Here is a 15737-nt window from a genome sequence, read left to right on the forward strand (position 1 = left end):
CAAGGGATAGAACTGTCATGGATTACCGCGATTACGTACGGCCGAAATTCGTTGAATTGATGCAGGCCCTGGGCCTGGAATGCCAATTCCACAGAGCGCTGGGCAGTAAATTGTTTTACCGCGACCGCCAGGGCGAAGAGGTGACGGTTACTGACTTCCTCGGCGGTTACGGCGCCGCGCTGTATGGCCACAACGATCCGCAATTTGTCGATCAACTCGTCGACCTGCTGCGTGCCGATGTGCCGTTCAATGCGCAGATGTCGGTGCGCGGTGCAGCGGGGCAGTTGGGGCGTGAACTCAGTGAAGCGTTCAACCGTGAGCTGAACAACAGCGAACGCTACATTTCGACCTTTTCCAACAGTGGCGCCGAGTCGGTGGAAATCGCCGTCAAGCACGCCGAATACCGTCGTCAGAAAAACCTGCAGAAGCAATTCGACGAGCGTGATTTCGCCCTCGCCAATCTGGTTGCCAGCGACAAGGCTTACGTCGAACTGGACATCGACGATCTCGATTTGCCCGCCGGTCTGCTGCCGCAGAATCTGTCCTGCGTCACCGTGCGCCAAGTGGCCGAAGCGGTGCGTCAGCACAACCTGGCGCAGTTGCATGTCGAGCCGGTGTTCCTCGCTGTGCGCGGCAGCTTCCACGGCAAACTGGTGAACACCGTTCAGTTGACCTATGGCAAGCAGTACCGCAAGCCGTTCGCCCGTTTCGGCCTCAACGTCGAGTTCATCGACCCGCAGCAACCCCAGCAATTGCAAGAGCTGCCGGCCCGTCATATCCGTCATTGGTTGAGCCTGGAATGGAGCGGCGAAACCCTGCAGGTTCGCCGTGAGGCGTTCAGTGCGATCACCGCTGTATTGCTGGAGCCGATCCAGGGCGAGGGTGGCATCAACGAGTTCGCCAATGAGTTCTATCTGGGCCTGCGGCGCCTGTGCAACGAGCAGCAATGCCCGCTGATCATCGATGAAGTGCAATCCGGTTTCGGCCGCACCGGCACCTTGCTTGGCGCCAGCCATTTCAACTTGCAGGGTGATTACTACTGCCTTTCGAAAGCGCTGGGCGGTGGACTGATGAAAATCGCCGCGACGGTGATTCGCGCCAGCCACTACGAAAACGATTTCAGCTACATCCACAGTTCGACCTTTGCCGAAGATGATGCCTCTTGCCATATCGCCCTGTCGGCCCTGCGCCGTCTGTTCGAGAACGACAGCGCGATGCTCAAGGACGTGAACAAGAAGGGCGAGTACCTCAAGGCTTCGCTGCTGGAACTCAAGGCGGCCTATCCGGACGTCATCGCCGATGTGCGTGGGCGTGGCTTGCTGCTGGGCTTCGAACTGCACGACCTGACCGGCACCAGCTCACTGGTTCAGGCATCGGCGCAGTACAACGATGCGCTGGGCTACATCATCGCCGGCTACCTGCTGCAATTCGAATCCCTGCGCGTGGCGCCGTCGGGCAGCAACGCCAATGTGATTCGTCTGGAACCGCCGGTGTGCATCACCTTCGAAGAAATCGACGGCTTGATCGGTTCTTTGCAGAAAGTCTGCGACATGTTGCGCCGCCGCGATGCCTTCCCGCTGGCGGCTGGTGTGTGTGCCGACAGCATCGCGCAAGTGCCGGCCCGCGAGGTCAGCTTCAAGGAGGATGAAAGCCTCCCAAAGTCTGATGAGAACGTGCGCGTGGTGGCGCGCGTGGCGTTCATCAACCATCTGATTGATTCGGACATGCTCAGCGACGTCGATCCTTCACTGTCGACCCTGAGCGCTGAACAGAAACGCGAGTTCATCAAACGCATGGCCCCCGAGCGCCGTGCCGCGCCAATCGGACCGGTGCAGATTCGCTCGAAACTCGGCACCGCCGTGGAATTCACCCTGTACCCGCTGTGCATGGATTCCGATGCGATGGCGGCGTACATCGCCAGCGGTGATCTGCAAACCATCCGCGAAGAAGTCGGCAACCGCATCAAGGATGCCCGCGCCGATGGGTACACCGTCGCCGGGCTGGGCATGTACACCTCGATCGTCACCAACAACTGCCAGGCCCTGCAGATTCCTGACATGGCGCTGACTTCCGGTAATGCACTGACCATCGGCATGGGCCTGGAAGCCATCGAACAGGGCTGCAAACAGCAAGGCCTTGAGCTGGGCGAGCAGACCGCTGCGGTGGTCGGTGCCGCCGGCAACATCGCCTCGACCTATGCCTCGTTGTTGTCGACCAGTGTCGAGCACCTGATCCTCATCGGCAGCGGTCGCGACGGTTCGCTGCGCCGTCTGGAAAAAACCGCGCAACAGATTTACGCCGAAGCCGCCCGCGCGATTCTCAAGGGTGTCGCCGAACACGATCGCCTCGCCCGTCGCCTGCAGCAAATTGATGGAATCGATGGACTCTTGCAGGCCCACGGCAGCAGTGCCGATCTGGGGCTGCGCGTAGCGAAACTGGTCGAAGAACGCTTGGGCGCGAACGCCTTCATCACCGTCAGCAACGATCTTGATGTGCTGAAACAGGCACGCATCGTGCTCTGCGCGGCGAACGCACCGCAGCCGTTTCTCTTTGCCGAACACTTCGCCGAAAACAGCGTGATCTGCGACATCGCCGTGCCGCTGAACGTTGACCAGAACCTCGCTAGCCAACGCTCCGACGTGCTCTACATGCACGGCGGCATCGTGCAGACGCCGCTGGGCGATGGCCTGGTGAAAAACGTTCGCGCCTATCTCAAGCAAGGTCAGTTGTACGCGTGCATGGCCGAGTCGGTGCTGATGGGCCTGTCCGGTATGAAACAGCACTACTCCTACGGCGACATCAGCCGCGAGCAAGTGCAGCAGATTCGTGCACTGGCGGCGACTCACGGCTTCAGCCTCGCGCAGTTCAAAACCGACAACTCGCTTTAAGGAACGGTCATGCCGAATAAAGTAGCAGTAGTGACCGGTGGCAGTCGCGGCATCGGTCGGGCGATTGTCCAGACCCTGGCCGGGGCGGGTTATCAGATCGCGTTCAGTTACGTGCGCGATGAAGTCGCGGCGATGGCTTTGCGCGATGAGGTTCAGGCGTCGGGCATCGATTGCCTGGCGTTGCAGTGCGATGTCAGCAGCGGCGACAGCATCAAGGCGTTTTTCGAACGGGTCGAGGAGCATTTCCAGCGTATCGATCTGTTGGTCAATAACGCCGGCATCACCCGTGATGGCTTGCTGGCGACGATGTCGGCGCGCGACCTGGTCGAGGTGATCCAGACCAACCTGATCGGCACGATGCTGTGCTGTCAGCAGGTGGTGCCGGGCATGTTGCGCCAGCGCAGCGGTTGCATCGTCAACATCAGTTCGGTGGCGGCGCAGAAACCCGGTAAAGGCCAAAGCAACTATGCCGCCGCCAAGGGCGGAGTCGAATCGTTGACCCGTGCCTTGGCGGTGGAGCTGGCGCCGCGCAACATTCGCGTCAACGCGGTCGCCCCGGGCATCGTCAAGACCGAGATGAGTACGGCGCTGATTGGCAGTCAGGAGGAAGAAATCCAGTCGCGTCTGTTGATCAAACGCTACGCCGAACCGGAAGAAATCGCCGAAGCGGTGCTGTACCTCGCCGATCGCGGTTTGTACCTGACCGGGGAGGTCCTGTCGGTTAACGGCGGGTTGAAAATGCCATGAGCCGGACGATTCTGATTACCGGAGCGGCGAAAGGCATCGGTCGCGCGGTCGCCGAAAATTTTGCCGCCGACGCCGGCAATCGCCTAATCCTGCTGGATCTCGATCTGGCCGAACTGCAGCGCTGGGTCGACGAGCAGCAGGAGCAGATCAAGGCGCGGGTCGAAACCCATGCGGCGAACATTGCTGACCTGCCGGCCATGGAGGCGTTGTTCAAGACCCTCGGTTCGCAAGTCGAATACGTTGATGTGCTGGTCAACAGCGCCGGCATCTGCAACGAGAACGAACCGGAAGATCTGCACAACTGGCACAAGGTGATTTCGGTCAACCTCAATGGCACGTTCTACGTGACCTCGTTGTGTCTGGCGCTGATGCCTGACCGTGGGCGGATTATCAACATGTCGTCGATCCTCGGCCGTGCCGGCAAGGTGCGCAACACCGCGTACTGCGCCTCCAAGCACGGCATCGTCGGCATGACCAAGGCGCTGGCGCTGGATCTCGCTTCGCGGCAGATCACCGTCAACGCGATTCTGCCAGCGTGGATCGACACGCCGATGTTGCAGGGTGAACTGGCGACGCAAGCGGCGATTGCCGGGCTGACCCAGGAACAGATCGTACGCAACGCGAAGAAGAAACTGCCGATGCGCCGTTTCATCCAGAGCGAGGAGGTGGCGGCGATGGTGCGTTACCTGGCCAGCCCCGAGGCTGGCGGGGTGACCGCGCAGAGTCTGGTGATCGATGGCGGTGTCGGGTTGGGAATGTAGCGATGCCTCGATTTCACAACAGTCACATCGTGTGTGCGGTATGGGCGTGCATGGCTGCGCCCACCGCGATGGCCGAATTTACCGTCGCTGATCTGAAGCCCGATTACGCCGACGGTGAAGTCGGCGTGGCCACGGCCATGCGTCTGCACGGCGACGACCAGATCACGCAAAAAGCCGTGTATTTCAAAGCCAACCTGGAAGACAACTGGGAGGGCGGTTACTACAAGGCCAAGGGCCGCGTGCGTTACGACGCGCGCTACGACGGCAACAATCCGTACAGCGAACGGGCACGCGACAAATACCGTTTCGACGCCGATTGGCGGCACCTCTACGTCGGCCATTCGCTGGGTGACGGAGAGGTGACAGTGGGCTGGCAGCAAGTGGTCTGGGGCCGCGCGGATGAATTGCGTGTGCTCGATCAGATCAACCCGCTGGACTATCGCGACGGTCTGACGCCGCTGCTCGAAGACAGCCGCATCGCCGTGCCCATGGTGCGCTTTGCGCAACCGGTGGGCGAGTGGGAACTGGAGGCGCTGTGGATCACTGACTTCGTGAAAAACCAAGCGCCGGTTGAGGGCAGTGAATTTGCCGCGCCACTGTTTGCTACGCCGGACCCGCAGTATTTCCTGCTCGATTCCAAGCCCGGCTATGACGGCGACAAAGGCTATTCCTATGGCCTGAGCGCCAACGGCCGGATCGGTGCGGTGGACACCAGTTTTGTCGCCTTGAGCGCCCGTCAGCAAGACCCGGTGTACGCGGTCGAAGGCCTCGCCGACGACGGCCGCACGCGGCTGGAACGGCAGTTTCCCCGTTACACCATGGGCGGTGCCGGGCTGGCGATCGACGCCGGGCACAGCATCGTGGTGCGCAGCGAGGTGGCGTATTTCGACAACTGGCGCGTGACCAATCCGACCCGCGCCTACGGTGCCGACAGTACGCCGATGGTCAAGTCGCTGCTGGGTGTCGACTACCTGTTGCGCGACTGGCTGATCTCCGCGCAATGGCAGGAACAAGTGCTGCTCGACTGGCAGGACGGCATGTTGCAGGACAAACACGAACCGCTGTTCACCCTGTCGGCCGAAGGCACTCATTGGCAAGACCGCCTCAAGAGTCGTCTGGTGGTCGCTGGCTCACCGCCGTTTCAGGATGACGCCTTGCTGCAAGGCATCTTCACCTACAAACCGGTCGACTACATCAAGCTCGGGCTGGAAGTGGATGTGTTCTTCGGCAAGCCCGAGAAGACTTTCGGCGAGTACAGCAAGCGCGATCAAGTACGGCTGTCGGCCGGTTATCTGTTCTGACCCATCACGCCTGCCGCTCTCGCGCAGGTGCACTCATCCAACGAAAAGGAAGTTGTTATGTTGCCGTTTTTGAAAAGTCTGACCACCGCCGCACTGATCCTCGGTAGCGCCTGCGCCAGTGCCGCCGAGGCTGGCAATGCCGATGAGATCATCCGTCAGGTACGCGATCGCAATGACGGGAACAGCTTCATGTCCCAGGTCTCGCTGATCCTGCATGACAAGAAAGGCAATACCCGCGTTCGCGAGTTCACCTATCTGCAAAAGGATTACCCGGACAGCGACAAGTTCAGCATGTACTTTTCTGCGCCGACTGACGTGCGTGACGTGGCCTTCCACATCGAAAACCCGCACGAAACCCTTGGCCTGGAAGACAGCCAGTGGATGTACTTGCCGGTCAGCCGCCAGACCCGCCGCATCTCCACCACCGACAAGCGCGGCTCGTTCATGGGCAGCGAGTACTCGTACGCCGATCTGGACAAGATCCGCGTTAAAGACTACTCGCAGAAACTCGTCGGCGAAGAACAGATCAAGGGCCGCGACTGCTACGTGATCGAGCGCGAACCGGCGTCTCCCGAGGTGCTGGCCAAGACCGGTTACAACAAGCTGAAGGTGTGGATCGACAAGCAGAATTTCCTGGTCATGCGTCAGGATTTCTTCGACGTCAAAGGCGTGTTGATCAAGCAGATGCGCACGCAGAAAGTCGCGACCATCGATTCGATCGACAGCATCGTGCTCAGTGAAACCGAGCACTTCATCGACGGTACGCGTTCGGAAATGCGCTTCAACCAGTTGCAGTACAACGTTTCTCTGGAAGACCGCCTCTTCACCCAGACCGCCATCAAACGCGGGCTGAAAACCGGTGACCTGCCGGACTTTGCCGTGTCTGCCCGCTAAGCGCCGACCCCGACGACCTGGAACCGCATGATCATGGAAAGATATCTGAATTTCGTCGAGCGCTATGCGCGGGCGATTGTTTTCCTGCTGGTGGCGATTACGGCGTATTTCACTTATACGCTGGGCGCGCTGGTGTCCGACACCAACCCTTATCTGCTCAAGGAAAGCCACCCGGCGCGCAAGACCATCATCGATTTGCAGGGTGAGTTCACCGGCACGTTCGACTCGGTCATGGTGGCGCTGAACAACCCGCAAACGGTGTTCAACAAATCGACGCTCAACGCGCTGTTTTCGATGTCGCAATCGGTGCGCAAGATGATTCTGGCCAACGATGCCGACAAGGAGCAGTTGGCGCAAATCGTCGCCCGGCATGCAGGCGACAGCCGTGCGCAGTTGTTGACCCGGGATATTCTCGAGGATGGCTTTTCGCAGAACGATTACGCCAACGCCAAGGCATTGCGTGATCATGCCCAAAGCCAGAACTGGGACGCCCATGATCAGTTGTTCCTGACCTTTCTCGCCGAGCGGATCAACCCGATCCGCGAAATGGCCTCGATGGGCGACCTGGAAAACATCGTCCTGACCGACGACGGCGAGCTGTTGATCCACAAAACCCTGAATGCTTATGACATGGACCCGGCGCTGGTCGAGTCGCAGATCATGGGCAACGAACTGATGGTCGACGGGGTGGTGTCCAAGGACAAGAAAGTCGCGATGCTGGTGGCCGAACTCGGCACCAAGCAGGACGACGCTCAGGCGCAACTGCGGGCTTATCAGATCGTGCGCGGCATCGTCGCGCAATATCAGGCCGAACACCCGGAGTACAAGGACGAAATCTTCATTGCCGGCATGCCGATCTTCATCGCCGCGCAACAGGAAATCATCGATCACGACCTGGCCGTGCTGTTCCCGATCGTGTTTTTGCTGATTACCTTGCTGCTGATTTTCTTCTTCCGCAAACCACTGGGCGTGCTGTTGCCGCTGTTCAACATTCTGTTCTGCACCATCTGGACCTTGGGCCTGATGGCGCTGTTGCGGGTGCCGTTCGACCTGCTGACCAGTGTGCTACCGGTGTTCCTGTTCACCATTTGCTGCTCGGATGCGATCCACGTGATGGCTGAATATTACGAGCAGAAAAACGCGGGCAAGAGCAATCGTGAGGCCAACCGTGAAACCCAGCGCTTGATGGTGGTGCCGGTGGTGTTGACGACCGTGACGACCATCGCCACGTTCATGATTTCCACCACCAACAACATTGTCAGCATCCGCAATTTCGGCGTGTTCATGTCGATCGGTCTGACCGCGGCGCTGATCATTTCGCTGTTGCTGATTCCGGCGTGGATTTCCATCTGGGGCAAGGATCAGCCGCAGCAGGCCAAGGCTGAGGTACACAAGGAATCGATCATCTCGCGGTATCTGGTGGCGTTCTGTGCCTGGATGATCCGCTTTCGCAAACCGATCCTGATGGTCATGCTGCCGCTGTTGGCGCTGGCCACCGTGTTCACCTTCCGCGTCGATATCGAAGACTCCGGCATCGCTTACTTCAAGCCGGAAAGCCACATTCGCGTGTCCGATCAGTTCATCAACCACGCCAAAGTAGCGGGCACGGCGCCGGGCTGGATCGCGATCGACAGCAAAGAACCACGCGGCGTGCTGACCACCGAAGTGGTGCAGTTCATCGACAAGCTCGACCACTTCATCAAACAGCAACCGAACGTCAGTTACGGCTACTCGCTGGCCACTTACGTCAAGCGCATGAACCTGGTGCTCAACGACATGAACCCGGAGTATCTGCGGGTGCCGAATGCCGTTGAGAAGGTCTCGTCGGTCAATGACGACGGGCAGGTCGAGCAGTTTGAAGTGCCGGGCAATTCGCTGATCGAGCAACACGTGATGCTGTTCGAAAACGGTGGCGGTTCGGACCTGAACAACGTGCTCAACGCCGATTTCTCCAAGGCCTTGACCCTGTACACCATGACCTCGTCGGTCGCCAGCGACTATCAGGGCATGCTCGACCGCCTCGATGCCTGGTTGCTGGTCAACAAACCGGCCAACCTGGAGGTGACCCACGCCGGCACGCCGTTGATCTGGACGGGCGTCCTGCAGGAAATCACTCAGGGCCAGGTGCTGAGTTTTTCCCTGGCCTTGCTGGTCGTCACGCTGATGATGATGTACTGGCTCAAATCGGTGCGCCTCGGTGTGCTCGGCATGCTGACCTTGCTGACCACGTCGGTGACGGTCTATGGCTTCATGTTCCTGTTCGGCATTGAGCTGAACATCGGCACGACGCTGGTGACGTTCCTCGTGGTCGGCGTGGTGGATTACGCGGTGCACCTGCTGTCGCGGATCAAGTTGCTGGTGCAGCAGGGCAATGAGATCGACGCGGCTATTTTGCAGGCGATGCACAGCGTCGGCCGTTCGACGGTGATCAACGTGGTGATCTTCTCCGTGGGCTTCATGGCGCTGCTGTTTTCCGACTTCAAGCCGATTGTCGATCTGGGTGCACTGGTGGCGATGGCGCTGTTTTCCAGCGGAGTCATGACCATTGTCCTGGTGACGCTGGTGTCACCGTGGTTCTTTGCGGCGATAGCACCGGTGCATGCGCCGGTTCAAGCGCTGCGCACAGAAGGGGAGGCGGTACCGGGCTGATTCGCCAACGACCGGGCGCGCCTGCCCTGAGACGACAGGCGAACCCGGTCATGCGGCGCAGCAGGGTTTTCAGTTCAGTGTATTGACCGGGTTTTTTTCGCCATAGCGGGCGATGCGCTCGAACTGACATTCCTGGCGGGCGTCGTTGAGGTTGTGTTCAAACGCCTCAAGGCCATCATGCAATTGCTGCAAATCGCCGATCTGGGTCACCAGTTCGGCTTTTTTTTCGGCAATGGCTCGTTGCGCCATGTCCCACGGGAATTCGTCGCCGCGGTAGTTGTTGAGGATCACCTGCAGCTCTTTGAGCTTGAAGCCCAATTGCTGGGCGCACTTGATGAACGTCAACACCTCGACACTTTGCTGGCTGTAGATGCGGTATTTGCCTTCACGCTTGGGCTCGGGCAACAGGCCGATTTCTTCGTAATGGCGAATGCTTTTGACTGTGGTGCCCGACAGTTGGGCGGCTTTGCCGATATACATAAGGTCCGTCTCGATGATCAAACATAGCGTAGCGCGATCAGGCGTCATGCCGGATCGGCGGCGATTATATGTCCAATACCATCAGAAAATGGCAACTGCGCGTAAATGACGTGCACAGGCGACGGACGGGCTCGAGAAGGGAGCCCGAAGAGGCACTGACGGCGGCTTGTGCGCCGTCAGTTGAGGCGGCAGGAAAGCCTTAGACGGCGGCGGTCACGCGCGCCTGTTCCAGCCAGGCATCGCGCTGGTTTGGCTTGGAGCCAAGGATCGGCCCGAAGGTCAGCGTCTTCAGTGGCTTGATGCCGCAGAATTCCAGCGTGGTCTTGCGCATCTGATTCAGCCCCGGCATCCCATAGATCCATTTGTAGTACCAGTACGGCGTGTCCATGGTCACCAGCAAATGCGCGGTACGGCCCTTGAGCAGCTTGTCGGGGAAGGCTTTGCCTTCGCGATATTTGAAGGCGAAACCCGGCAGGAAAATCCGGTCGACGAAGCCTTTCAACAGTGCCGGAATCCCGCCCCACCAGATCGGATAGACGAATGTCAGGTGCTCGGCCCAGGTGATATCGGCCTGGGCTTGCAGCAGGTCCGGCTCCAGTGGCTGCACCTTGTTGTAGCCTTCGTGCAGGACCGGGTCGAACTCCAGCGCATCCAGACGCAGCAGCCGCACGTCATGCCCGGCGTCCTTGGCGGCCTGAACGTAAGTCTCACTCAATGCCCCGCAAAAGCTGTCGGTGGAGGGGTGACCCAGTATCACGAGCATTCGTTTGCTCATTGTGTGTACTCCTGAAATGAAGCTCACAGGATAGAGTCTGCCCCTAGCGGTAGAGTCAAGGCACCAGCGCATCAAACAAGGCCCGGGCGTAACCGGGCAGGTGGTCGAAGTCCCGCGCACACAGTTGCAAGGTGCGATGCGCCCAGACTTCGTCCAGCGGCCGGCACGTTACCGAGTGCACCGCCGCCCAGCGCTCGATGGCCACCTTGGGCACGATGGCCAGCCCCGCACCTCGCGCCACCATGCGCATGACGCCCTCGAAGCCATCGGCACGGATCCGGATCGACATGCGCTGGCCGATGTGCAGCGCTTGTTCCTCCAGGTGAATCGCCAGCGCGCTGTGGCTGCCAAGCGCAACATAGTCGTGCGCCAGGGTTTCACCAAACGTCAACGACGCCTGACTCGCCAAAACATGCTCAGGGGGCAGGATCAGCACCAATGGATCGTCGCGAAAGGGCCGGGTCTGCAGACCGTGGGTGTCGACCGCATCGGAGACGATCCCGAGGTCCGCCGCGCCTTGGCGCAAGGCATGGGTGATGCGCGCGCTGGGCAACTCCTGCAAGTCGATGTCGAGATTGGGATGATCGCGCAGGAAGTCCGCGAGTACTTCCGGCAGGTATTCGGTGATCGCCGTGGTGTTGCACAGCAAACGCACCTGACCTTTGACGCCTTGGGCATAGTCGGCCAGATCCTGCTGCAGGCGTTCGGCCTGTTGCAGGAGGATGCGCGCGTGCTGGGCCAACGCTTTACCGGCCGGCGTCGGGGTGACGCCACGACGGCCGCGTTCGAGGAAATCGATGCCGAGCGAGGCTTCCATTGCGCGGATTCTGGCGCTGGCGGCGGCGAGGGATAAATGGCTGCGGACGGCGCCAGCGGTGATGTTGCCGGTGTCGAGGATGTGCAGGTAGAGGCGCAGGTCGGTGAGATCGAAGTGCATGATTGGCAGCCTCTGGTTTTTGTGGTGTCTGGGCTGGCCCCATCGCTGGCAAGCCAGCTCCCACAGGTTTCAGGGTTGATCTCTAAATGTGTGAACAACAAAAATACTGTGGGAGCTGGCTTGCCAGCGATGAGGCCAACAGCTTCAAAAAAATATCAGCCTCTTGTCCAGTGAGAGGCACCCTCAGTATATGGCAGATTTTCAGCCAACCCCGACTGGCGCACAGTAGCGCCATGCACACACTCACAGATTTCTACCAACACCTCGGCCTAGCCCTGTCCCTGCTGGTCATCGTGACGTTCATGCTCGCCGGCCTGATCAAAGGCGTGATCGGCCTCGGCCTGCCCACCGTCGCCATGGGCTTGCTCGGTCTGGCTATGGCGCCGTCGCAGGCAGCCGCGTTGTTGATCATCCCGGCAACCTTGACCAATGTCTGGCAACTGGCATTCGGCGGGCATTTGAAAGGACTGATCAAACGCCTCTGGCCAATGCTGCTGATGATCTTCCTCGGCACCGGCGTCGGCACGTTATGGATCGGCATGGCGGGCGGGCATTGGGTGGTGCGCGGGCTCGGCGCGGCCCTGTTCCTCTATGCGTTGAGCGGTTTGTTTCTGCCAACGCTGAGCGTCAATCCACGCCATGAAGGTTGGCTGGGGCCGGCGTGTGGTTTGATCACCGGTGTCATCACCTCGGCCACCGGCGTCTTCGTGATTCCGGCGGTGCCGTACCTGCAAGCGCTGGGCTTGAATCGCGATCAACTGGTGCAGGCACTGGGCCTGTCATTCACCGTTTCGACGCTGGCATTGGCCGCTGGATTGCTCTGGCGTGGCGCCCTCGGTGGCGGCGAACTGAGTGCTTCGCTGCTGGCGCTGATCCCGGCCATTCTCGGTATGTTGCTGGGCCAATGGCTGCGCGAACGGATCAGCGCCGTGTTGTTCAAACGGGTGTTCTTTGTCGGTATGGGCGCGCTCGGCGCCCACTTGTTGATCAGCGGTTAGCCGAGGCTTCGCTGAGCATTTCGATCTGGCGGATATCGAAATCGCGCTCCAGATAGTCCATGCGCTGTTCAAAGAAAGCCTTCATGTGCGGCAAATTCGAATGCACGTCCAGGTGCGCCTGGGAGGCCCAGATCTCGTAGAAGATAAACAGCGTCGGATCTTCCTTATCACGCAGCATGTGGTACTCGATGCAACCTGGCTCGGCGCGGCTCGGTTCGACGTAGGCGCGAAACAGCGCTTCGAAAGCCTCGGCTTGTTCCGGGCGGGTCTTGGCGTGCAGGATAAAACCCAAGCGTTCACTCATCACAACGACTCCTCACATTCAGAATGCCGCGGATGTTATTGCAACAATCGGCGATGGATTCGTGCTTTTTGATCAAATGTATTTTGCGCAATCAGGCCTTATTCCGCGCGAGGCGGATCGTTAATCTGCCGCCATTCCAGTTTCCCTTCTCCATCAAGCCCAATGGCTGCGCCGAGGCTTTCTCATGAAAAAAGTGCTGTTGCTCAATGGCGGTAAAAAATTCGCCCACTCTGACGGTCGCTACAACGCCACCCTGCATGAAGCCGCGTTGAGCGTGCTGGATCGCGGCGGTTTCGATGTGAAAACCACCTTTATCGACGAGGGCTACGACGTTGCCGAAGAAGTGGCGAAATTTCTCTGGGCCGACGTGATCATTTATCAGATGCCGGGCTGGTGGATGGGCGCGCCATGGACGGTGAAAAAGTACCTCGACGAAGTCTTCACCGAAGGCCACGGCAGCCTCTACGCCAGCGATGGCCGCACCCGTTCCGATGCGTCGCAGAAGTACGGCAGCGGCGGTCTGATTCAGGGCAAGCAATACATGCTGTCGCTGACCTGGAATGCACCGCAGCAGGCCTTCGATGACCCGACTGATTTCTTTGAGGCCAAAGGTGTCGACGCGGTGTACTTCCCATTCCACAAGGCCAACGAGTTTCTCGGTATGACCGGGTTGCCGACGTTCCTTTGTGTGGATGTGATGAAGCGGCCGAATATCGAGGCTGATGTGGCGCGTTATGAGCAGCATCTGACCGAGGTGTTTGGCCTCAAGGCTTGAGTGTTTCAAGCTACTATCGGTGGTAACAGCAAAAGATCGCAGCCTTCGGCAGCTCCTACAGGAACCCATTTCCATGTAGGAGCTGCCGAAGGCTGCGATCTTGGCGATTTCAAAGAGGACACCCGTGAAAGCCAGATCCGATGAGTTGCAGATTTTCGTCTGCGTGATCGAATGCGGTTCGATTTCCGCCGCCGCCGAACAGGTCGGGCAAACGCCTTCTGCGGTCAGTCGCACATTGTCGAAGCTGGAAGCCAAGCTCGACACCACGCTGATCAACCGCACCACGCGGCGCATGGATCTGACCGAAGAGGGCAAGTATTTCTTCGAACAGGCCAAGCTGATTCTCGATCAGATGGATCAACTCGAAGAACGCCTGTCCTCGCGCCAGCAAACGCCGTCCGGGCGCCTGCGGATCAACGCCGCGTCACCGTTCATGCTCCACGCAGTCGTCCCCTACATCGACGAGTTTCGTCGTCTCTATCCGGACATCCAGCTCGAACTCAACAGCAATGACCTGATCATTGACCTGCTGGAACAAAGCACCGACATCGCCATCCGTATCGGCACCCTCGCTGACTCGACGCTGCATGCGCGCTCGCTCGGTTGCAGTCCGCTGCTGATCGTCGCCAGCCCCGCCTACCTGGAAAAACACGGCGCGCCACAGCAAGTCGCCGATCTGAGCGAGCACACTTTACTCGGCTTCACTCAGAACGAAGGCCTCAACCAATGGCCGCTGCGCTATGTGCACGGCGATCGCTGGCCAATCACCCCGGCCATCAGCGCCTCCAGCGGCGAGACCGTGCGGCATCTGGCGCTGGAAGGGCAGGGCATCGCTTGCTTGTCGCACTTCATGACCATCGACGACATTCGTGCCGGGCGCCTGAAAGTCTTGCTCGCTGAATTCAACAGCGGTTATCGCCAGCCGATCAACGCCGTGTACTACCGAAACTCGCAACTGGCGCTGCGCATTCAGTGCTTCCTCGACTTTATCCAGAGCAAACTCGCCGCTTACGCCAGCGCCGATTTCAAGGGCTGATTCGTGACCTCTGCGCAAGAGTGAATTGGTCGAGGGCGGGTTTTTCCCTCGGATCCACAGGCCGATACTCGTCCCATCACTTATTCACGCAGGGAGTTTCTCCATGAACGTATTCGTCACCGGCGCTGCCGGTTTTATCGGCGGCTCCATCGCTAGCGGTCTGGTCAAGGCCGGGCATCAAGTCACCGGTCTGGTGCGCAACCCTGAACAAGCGGCTGAGCTCGAGGCACTGGGCATGACCCCGGTCATCGGCACCCTCGACGACAAAGCATTGCTCGCCGAACAGGCCCGTGCTGCCAACGCAGTAATCAACGCCGCCAGCAGCGACCATCGCGGCGCCGTCGAAGCATTGCTCGATGCTTTGCGCGGTTCCAACAAAGTGTTCCTGCACACCAGCGGTTCGAGCATCGTCGGCGATGCATCGGGCGGCAAGTCCAGCGATGTCATCTACTACGAAGACAACTTGCCAGAGCCGACTGTCGACAAAGCTGCGCGCGTGGCAATCGATAACCTGATCCTCGCAGCGGCGCAGGACGGCGTGAACTCGGCGGTGATCTGCAACACGCTGATCTACGGCCACAGCCTGGGCGTTATCCGCGACAGCGTGCAATTGCCGCGTCTGCTCAAACAGGCGCGTAAAAGCGGCGTGGTGCGCCACGTCGGCACCGGCCAGAACATCTGGTCCAACGTGCACATCGAAGACGTCGTCGCCCTGTACCTGCTGGCGCTGACCAAGAACGTACCGGGTACTTTCTACTTCGTCGAAAGCGGCGAAGCATCGTTCATCGACATGACCACCGCCATGGCCGAAGCCCTGAACCTGGGTCAACCACAAGACTGGCCACTTAAAGACGCCGAAGCCGAATGGGGCTACGAAATGGCCAATTACGGCCTCGGCTCCAACAGCCGCGTACGCGGCAAACACGCTCGCGAACTGCTGGGGTGGGCACCAAAGCGCACGTCGGTGGTTGAATGGATTCGTAACGAAATGGTGTGATCCGTACGCTACGTCCCACAGGTTTGTGCATCCTGTCTGGAGGAATGCGATCAAAACTGTGGGAGTGAGCCTGCTCGCGAAAGCGGTGGATCAGTCGGCAAAGATGTTGAATGTGAAGCCGCCTTCGCGAGCAGGCTCGCTCCCACATTGGTTTCTCGTTCACCGAAAAAGTATGTAAATCCCGCCCCGAAATTT

14 protein-coding genes are annotated in these 15737 nt (G+C 59.5%); 10 read left to right on the forward strand and 4 right to left on the reverse strand.

Annotated features, from left to right (window positions below):
• The first annotated feature begins 17 nt into the window (after positions 1 to 17).
• From J0G10_RS04665 to J0G10_RS04690, 6 genes are all read left to right on the forward strand, one after another.
• The gene (locus tag J0G10_RS04665) at positions 18 to 2888 is read left to right on the forward strand and encodes an aminotransferase class III-fold pyridoxal phosphate-dependent enzyme (RefSeq protein WP_099757930.1); all 2871 of its coding nucleotides are present in this window, start codon (positions 18 to 20) and stop codon (positions 2886 to 2888) included.
• A 9-nt stretch (positions 2889 to 2897) separates the two neighbouring features.
• The gene (locus J0G10_RS04670; RefSeq protein ID WP_099757931.1) at positions 2898 to 3635 is read left to right on the forward strand and encodes a 3-oxoacyl-ACP reductase family protein; all 738 of its coding nucleotides are present in this window, start codon (positions 2898 to 2900) and stop codon (positions 3633 to 3635) included.
• Positions 3632 to 4396 carry an SDR family NAD(P)-dependent oxidoreductase gene (locus J0G10_RS04675; RefSeq protein WP_095126599.1) on the forward strand — a complete coding sequence of 255 codons (765 nt, stop codon included), beginning with the start codon at positions 3632 to 3634 and terminating at the stop codon, positions 4394 to 4396. Before J0G10_RS04670 ends, J0G10_RS04675 begins: the two co-directional genes overlap by 4 nt.
• Before the next feature lie 68 nt (positions 4397 to 4464).
• A complete protein-coding gene (locus tag J0G10_RS04680) occupies positions 4465 to 5697 on the forward strand; it encodes a DUF1302 family protein (RefSeq protein WP_371857766.1) in 1233 nt (410 codons plus the stop codon).
• A gap of 57 nt (positions 5698 to 5754) precedes the next feature.
• Positions 5755 to 6591 (forward strand): outer membrane lipoprotein-sorting protein, encoded by an 837-nt coding sequence (locus tag J0G10_RS04685; RefSeq protein ID WP_093442334.1) that lies wholly within the window; start codon positions 5755 to 5757, stop codon positions 6589 to 6591.
• A 33-nt stretch (positions 6592 to 6624) separates the two neighbouring features.
• Positions 6625 to 9240, forward strand: coding sequence for an efflux RND transporter permease subunit (locus J0G10_RS04690; protein ID WP_220557625.1), 2616 nt, complete (start codon positions 6625 to 6627; stop codon positions 9238 to 9240).
• A 69-nt stretch (positions 9241 to 9309) separates the two neighbouring features.
• On the opposite strand, the gene J0G10_RS04695 is transcribed toward J0G10_RS04690, so the two are convergent.
• The 3 genes from J0G10_RS04695 to J0G10_RS04705 all read right to left on the reverse strand — a co-directional run bounded on the left by J0G10_RS04695 (position 9310) and on the right by J0G10_RS04705 (position 11432).
• The gene (locus J0G10_RS04695) at positions 9310 to 9720 is read right to left on the reverse strand and encodes a MerR family transcriptional regulator (RefSeq protein ID WP_034154373.1); all 411 of its coding nucleotides are present in this window, start codon (positions 9718 to 9720) and stop codon (positions 9310 to 9312) included.
• 199 nt (positions 9721 to 9919) lie between these two features.
• Positions 9920 to 10495 carry an NAD(P)H-dependent oxidoreductase gene (locus J0G10_RS04700; protein ID WP_095051034.1) on the reverse strand — a complete coding sequence of 192 codons (576 nt, stop codon included), beginning with the start codon at positions 10493 to 10495 and terminating at the stop codon, positions 9920 to 9922.
• Between the two features lie 55 nt (positions 10496 to 10550).
• Entirely contained in the window at positions 10551 to 11432 is an 882-nt protein-coding gene (locus tag J0G10_RS04705) for a LysR substrate-binding domain-containing protein (RefSeq protein ID WP_093442329.1), read from the reverse strand.
• A gap of 233 nt (positions 11433 to 11665) precedes the next feature.
• On the opposite strand from J0G10_RS04705, the gene J0G10_RS04710 reads away from it, so the two are divergent.
• Positions 11666 to 12430 carry a sulfite exporter TauE/SafE family protein gene (locus J0G10_RS04710; RefSeq protein ID WP_220557627.1) on the forward strand — a complete coding sequence of 255 codons (765 nt, stop codon included), beginning with the start codon at positions 11666 to 11668 and terminating at the stop codon, positions 12428 to 12430.
• Here J0G10_RS04710 and J0G10_RS04715 read toward each other — a convergent pair.
• Positions 12420 to 12734 (reverse strand): putative quinol monooxygenase, encoded by a 315-nt coding sequence (locus J0G10_RS04715; protein ID WP_095051032.1) that lies wholly within the window; start codon positions 12732 to 12734, stop codon positions 12420 to 12422. The genes J0G10_RS04710 and J0G10_RS04715 overlap by 11 nt on opposite strands.
• Before the next feature lie 184 nt (positions 12735 to 12918).
• Between J0G10_RS04715 and J0G10_RS04720 the strand changes: the two genes are divergently transcribed.
• The 3 genes from J0G10_RS04720 to J0G10_RS04730 all read left to right on the forward strand — a co-directional run bounded on the left by J0G10_RS04720 (position 12919) and on the right by J0G10_RS04730 (position 15542).
• A complete protein-coding gene (locus J0G10_RS04720; protein WP_095051031.1) occupies positions 12919 to 13509 on the forward strand; it encodes an NAD(P)H-dependent oxidoreductase in 591 nt (196 codons plus the stop codon).
• Between the two features lie 124 nt (positions 13510 to 13633).
• Entirely contained in the window at positions 13634 to 14545 is a 912-nt protein-coding gene (locus tag J0G10_RS04725; RefSeq protein WP_095126595.1) for a LysR family transcriptional regulator, read from the forward strand.
• 103 nt (positions 14546 to 14648) lie between these two features.
• Positions 14649 to 15542, forward strand: coding sequence for an NAD-dependent epimerase/dehydratase family protein (locus J0G10_RS04730; protein WP_095126594.1), 894 nt, complete (start codon positions 14649 to 14651; stop codon positions 15540 to 15542).
• Positions 15543 to 15737: the final 195 nt, after the last annotated feature.

Source organism: Pseudomonas germanica (genome assembly GCF_019614655.1).
Lineage (GTDB): Bacteria > Pseudomonadota > Gammaproteobacteria > Pseudomonadales > Pseudomonadaceae > Aquipseudomonas > Aquipseudomonas neuropathica.

Excerpts from the sequence above, each read along its gene's own strand:
- J0G10_RS04665 (WP_099757930.1), top strand. The coding sequence starts at position 18 with ATGGATTACCGCGATTACGTACGGCCGAAATTCGTTGAATTGATGCAG.
- J0G10_RS04670 (WP_099757931.1), top strand. The coding sequence starts at position 2,898 with ATGCCGAATAAAGTAGCAGTAGTGACCGGTGGCAGTCGCGGCATCGGT.
- J0G10_RS04675 (WP_095126599.1), top strand. The coding sequence starts at position 3,632 with ATGAGCCGGACGATTCTGATTACCGGAGCGGCGAAAGGCATCGGTCGC.
- J0G10_RS04680 (WP_371857766.1), top strand. The coding sequence starts at position 4,465 with ATGGCCGAATTTACCGTCGCTGATCTGAAGCCCGATTACGCCGACGGT.
- J0G10_RS04685 (WP_093442334.1), top strand. The coding sequence starts at position 5,755 with ATGTTGCCGTTTTTGAAAAGTCTGACCACCGCCGCACTGATCCTCGGT.
- J0G10_RS04690 (WP_220557625.1), top strand. The coding sequence starts at position 6,625 with ATGGAAAGATATCTGAATTTCGTCGAGCGCTATGCGCGGGCGATTGTT.
- J0G10_RS04695 (WP_034154373.1), bottom strand. The coding sequence starts at position 9,720 with ATGTATATCGGCAAAGCCGCCCAACTGTCGGGCACCACAGTCAAAAGC.
- J0G10_RS04700 (WP_095051034.1), bottom strand. The coding sequence starts at position 10,495 with ATGAGCAAACGAATGCTCGTGATACTGGGTCACCCCTCCACCGACAGC.
- J0G10_RS04705 (WP_093442329.1), bottom strand. The coding sequence starts at position 11,432 with ATGCACTTCGATCTCACCGACCTGCGCCTCTACCTGCACATCCTCGAC.
- J0G10_RS04710 (WP_220557627.1), top strand. The coding sequence starts at position 11,666 with ATGCACACACTCACAGATTTCTACCAACACCTCGGCCTAGCCCTGTCC.
- J0G10_RS04715 (WP_095051032.1), bottom strand. The coding sequence starts at position 12,734 with ATGAGTGAACGCTTGGGTTTTATCCTGCACGCCAAGACCCGCCCGGAA.
- J0G10_RS04720 (WP_095051031.1), top strand. The coding sequence starts at position 12,919 with ATGAAAAAAGTGCTGTTGCTCAATGGCGGTAAAAAATTCGCCCACTCT.
- J0G10_RS04730 (WP_095126594.1), top strand. The coding sequence starts at position 14,649 with ATGAACGTATTCGTCACCGGCGCTGCCGGTTTTATCGGCGGCTCCATC.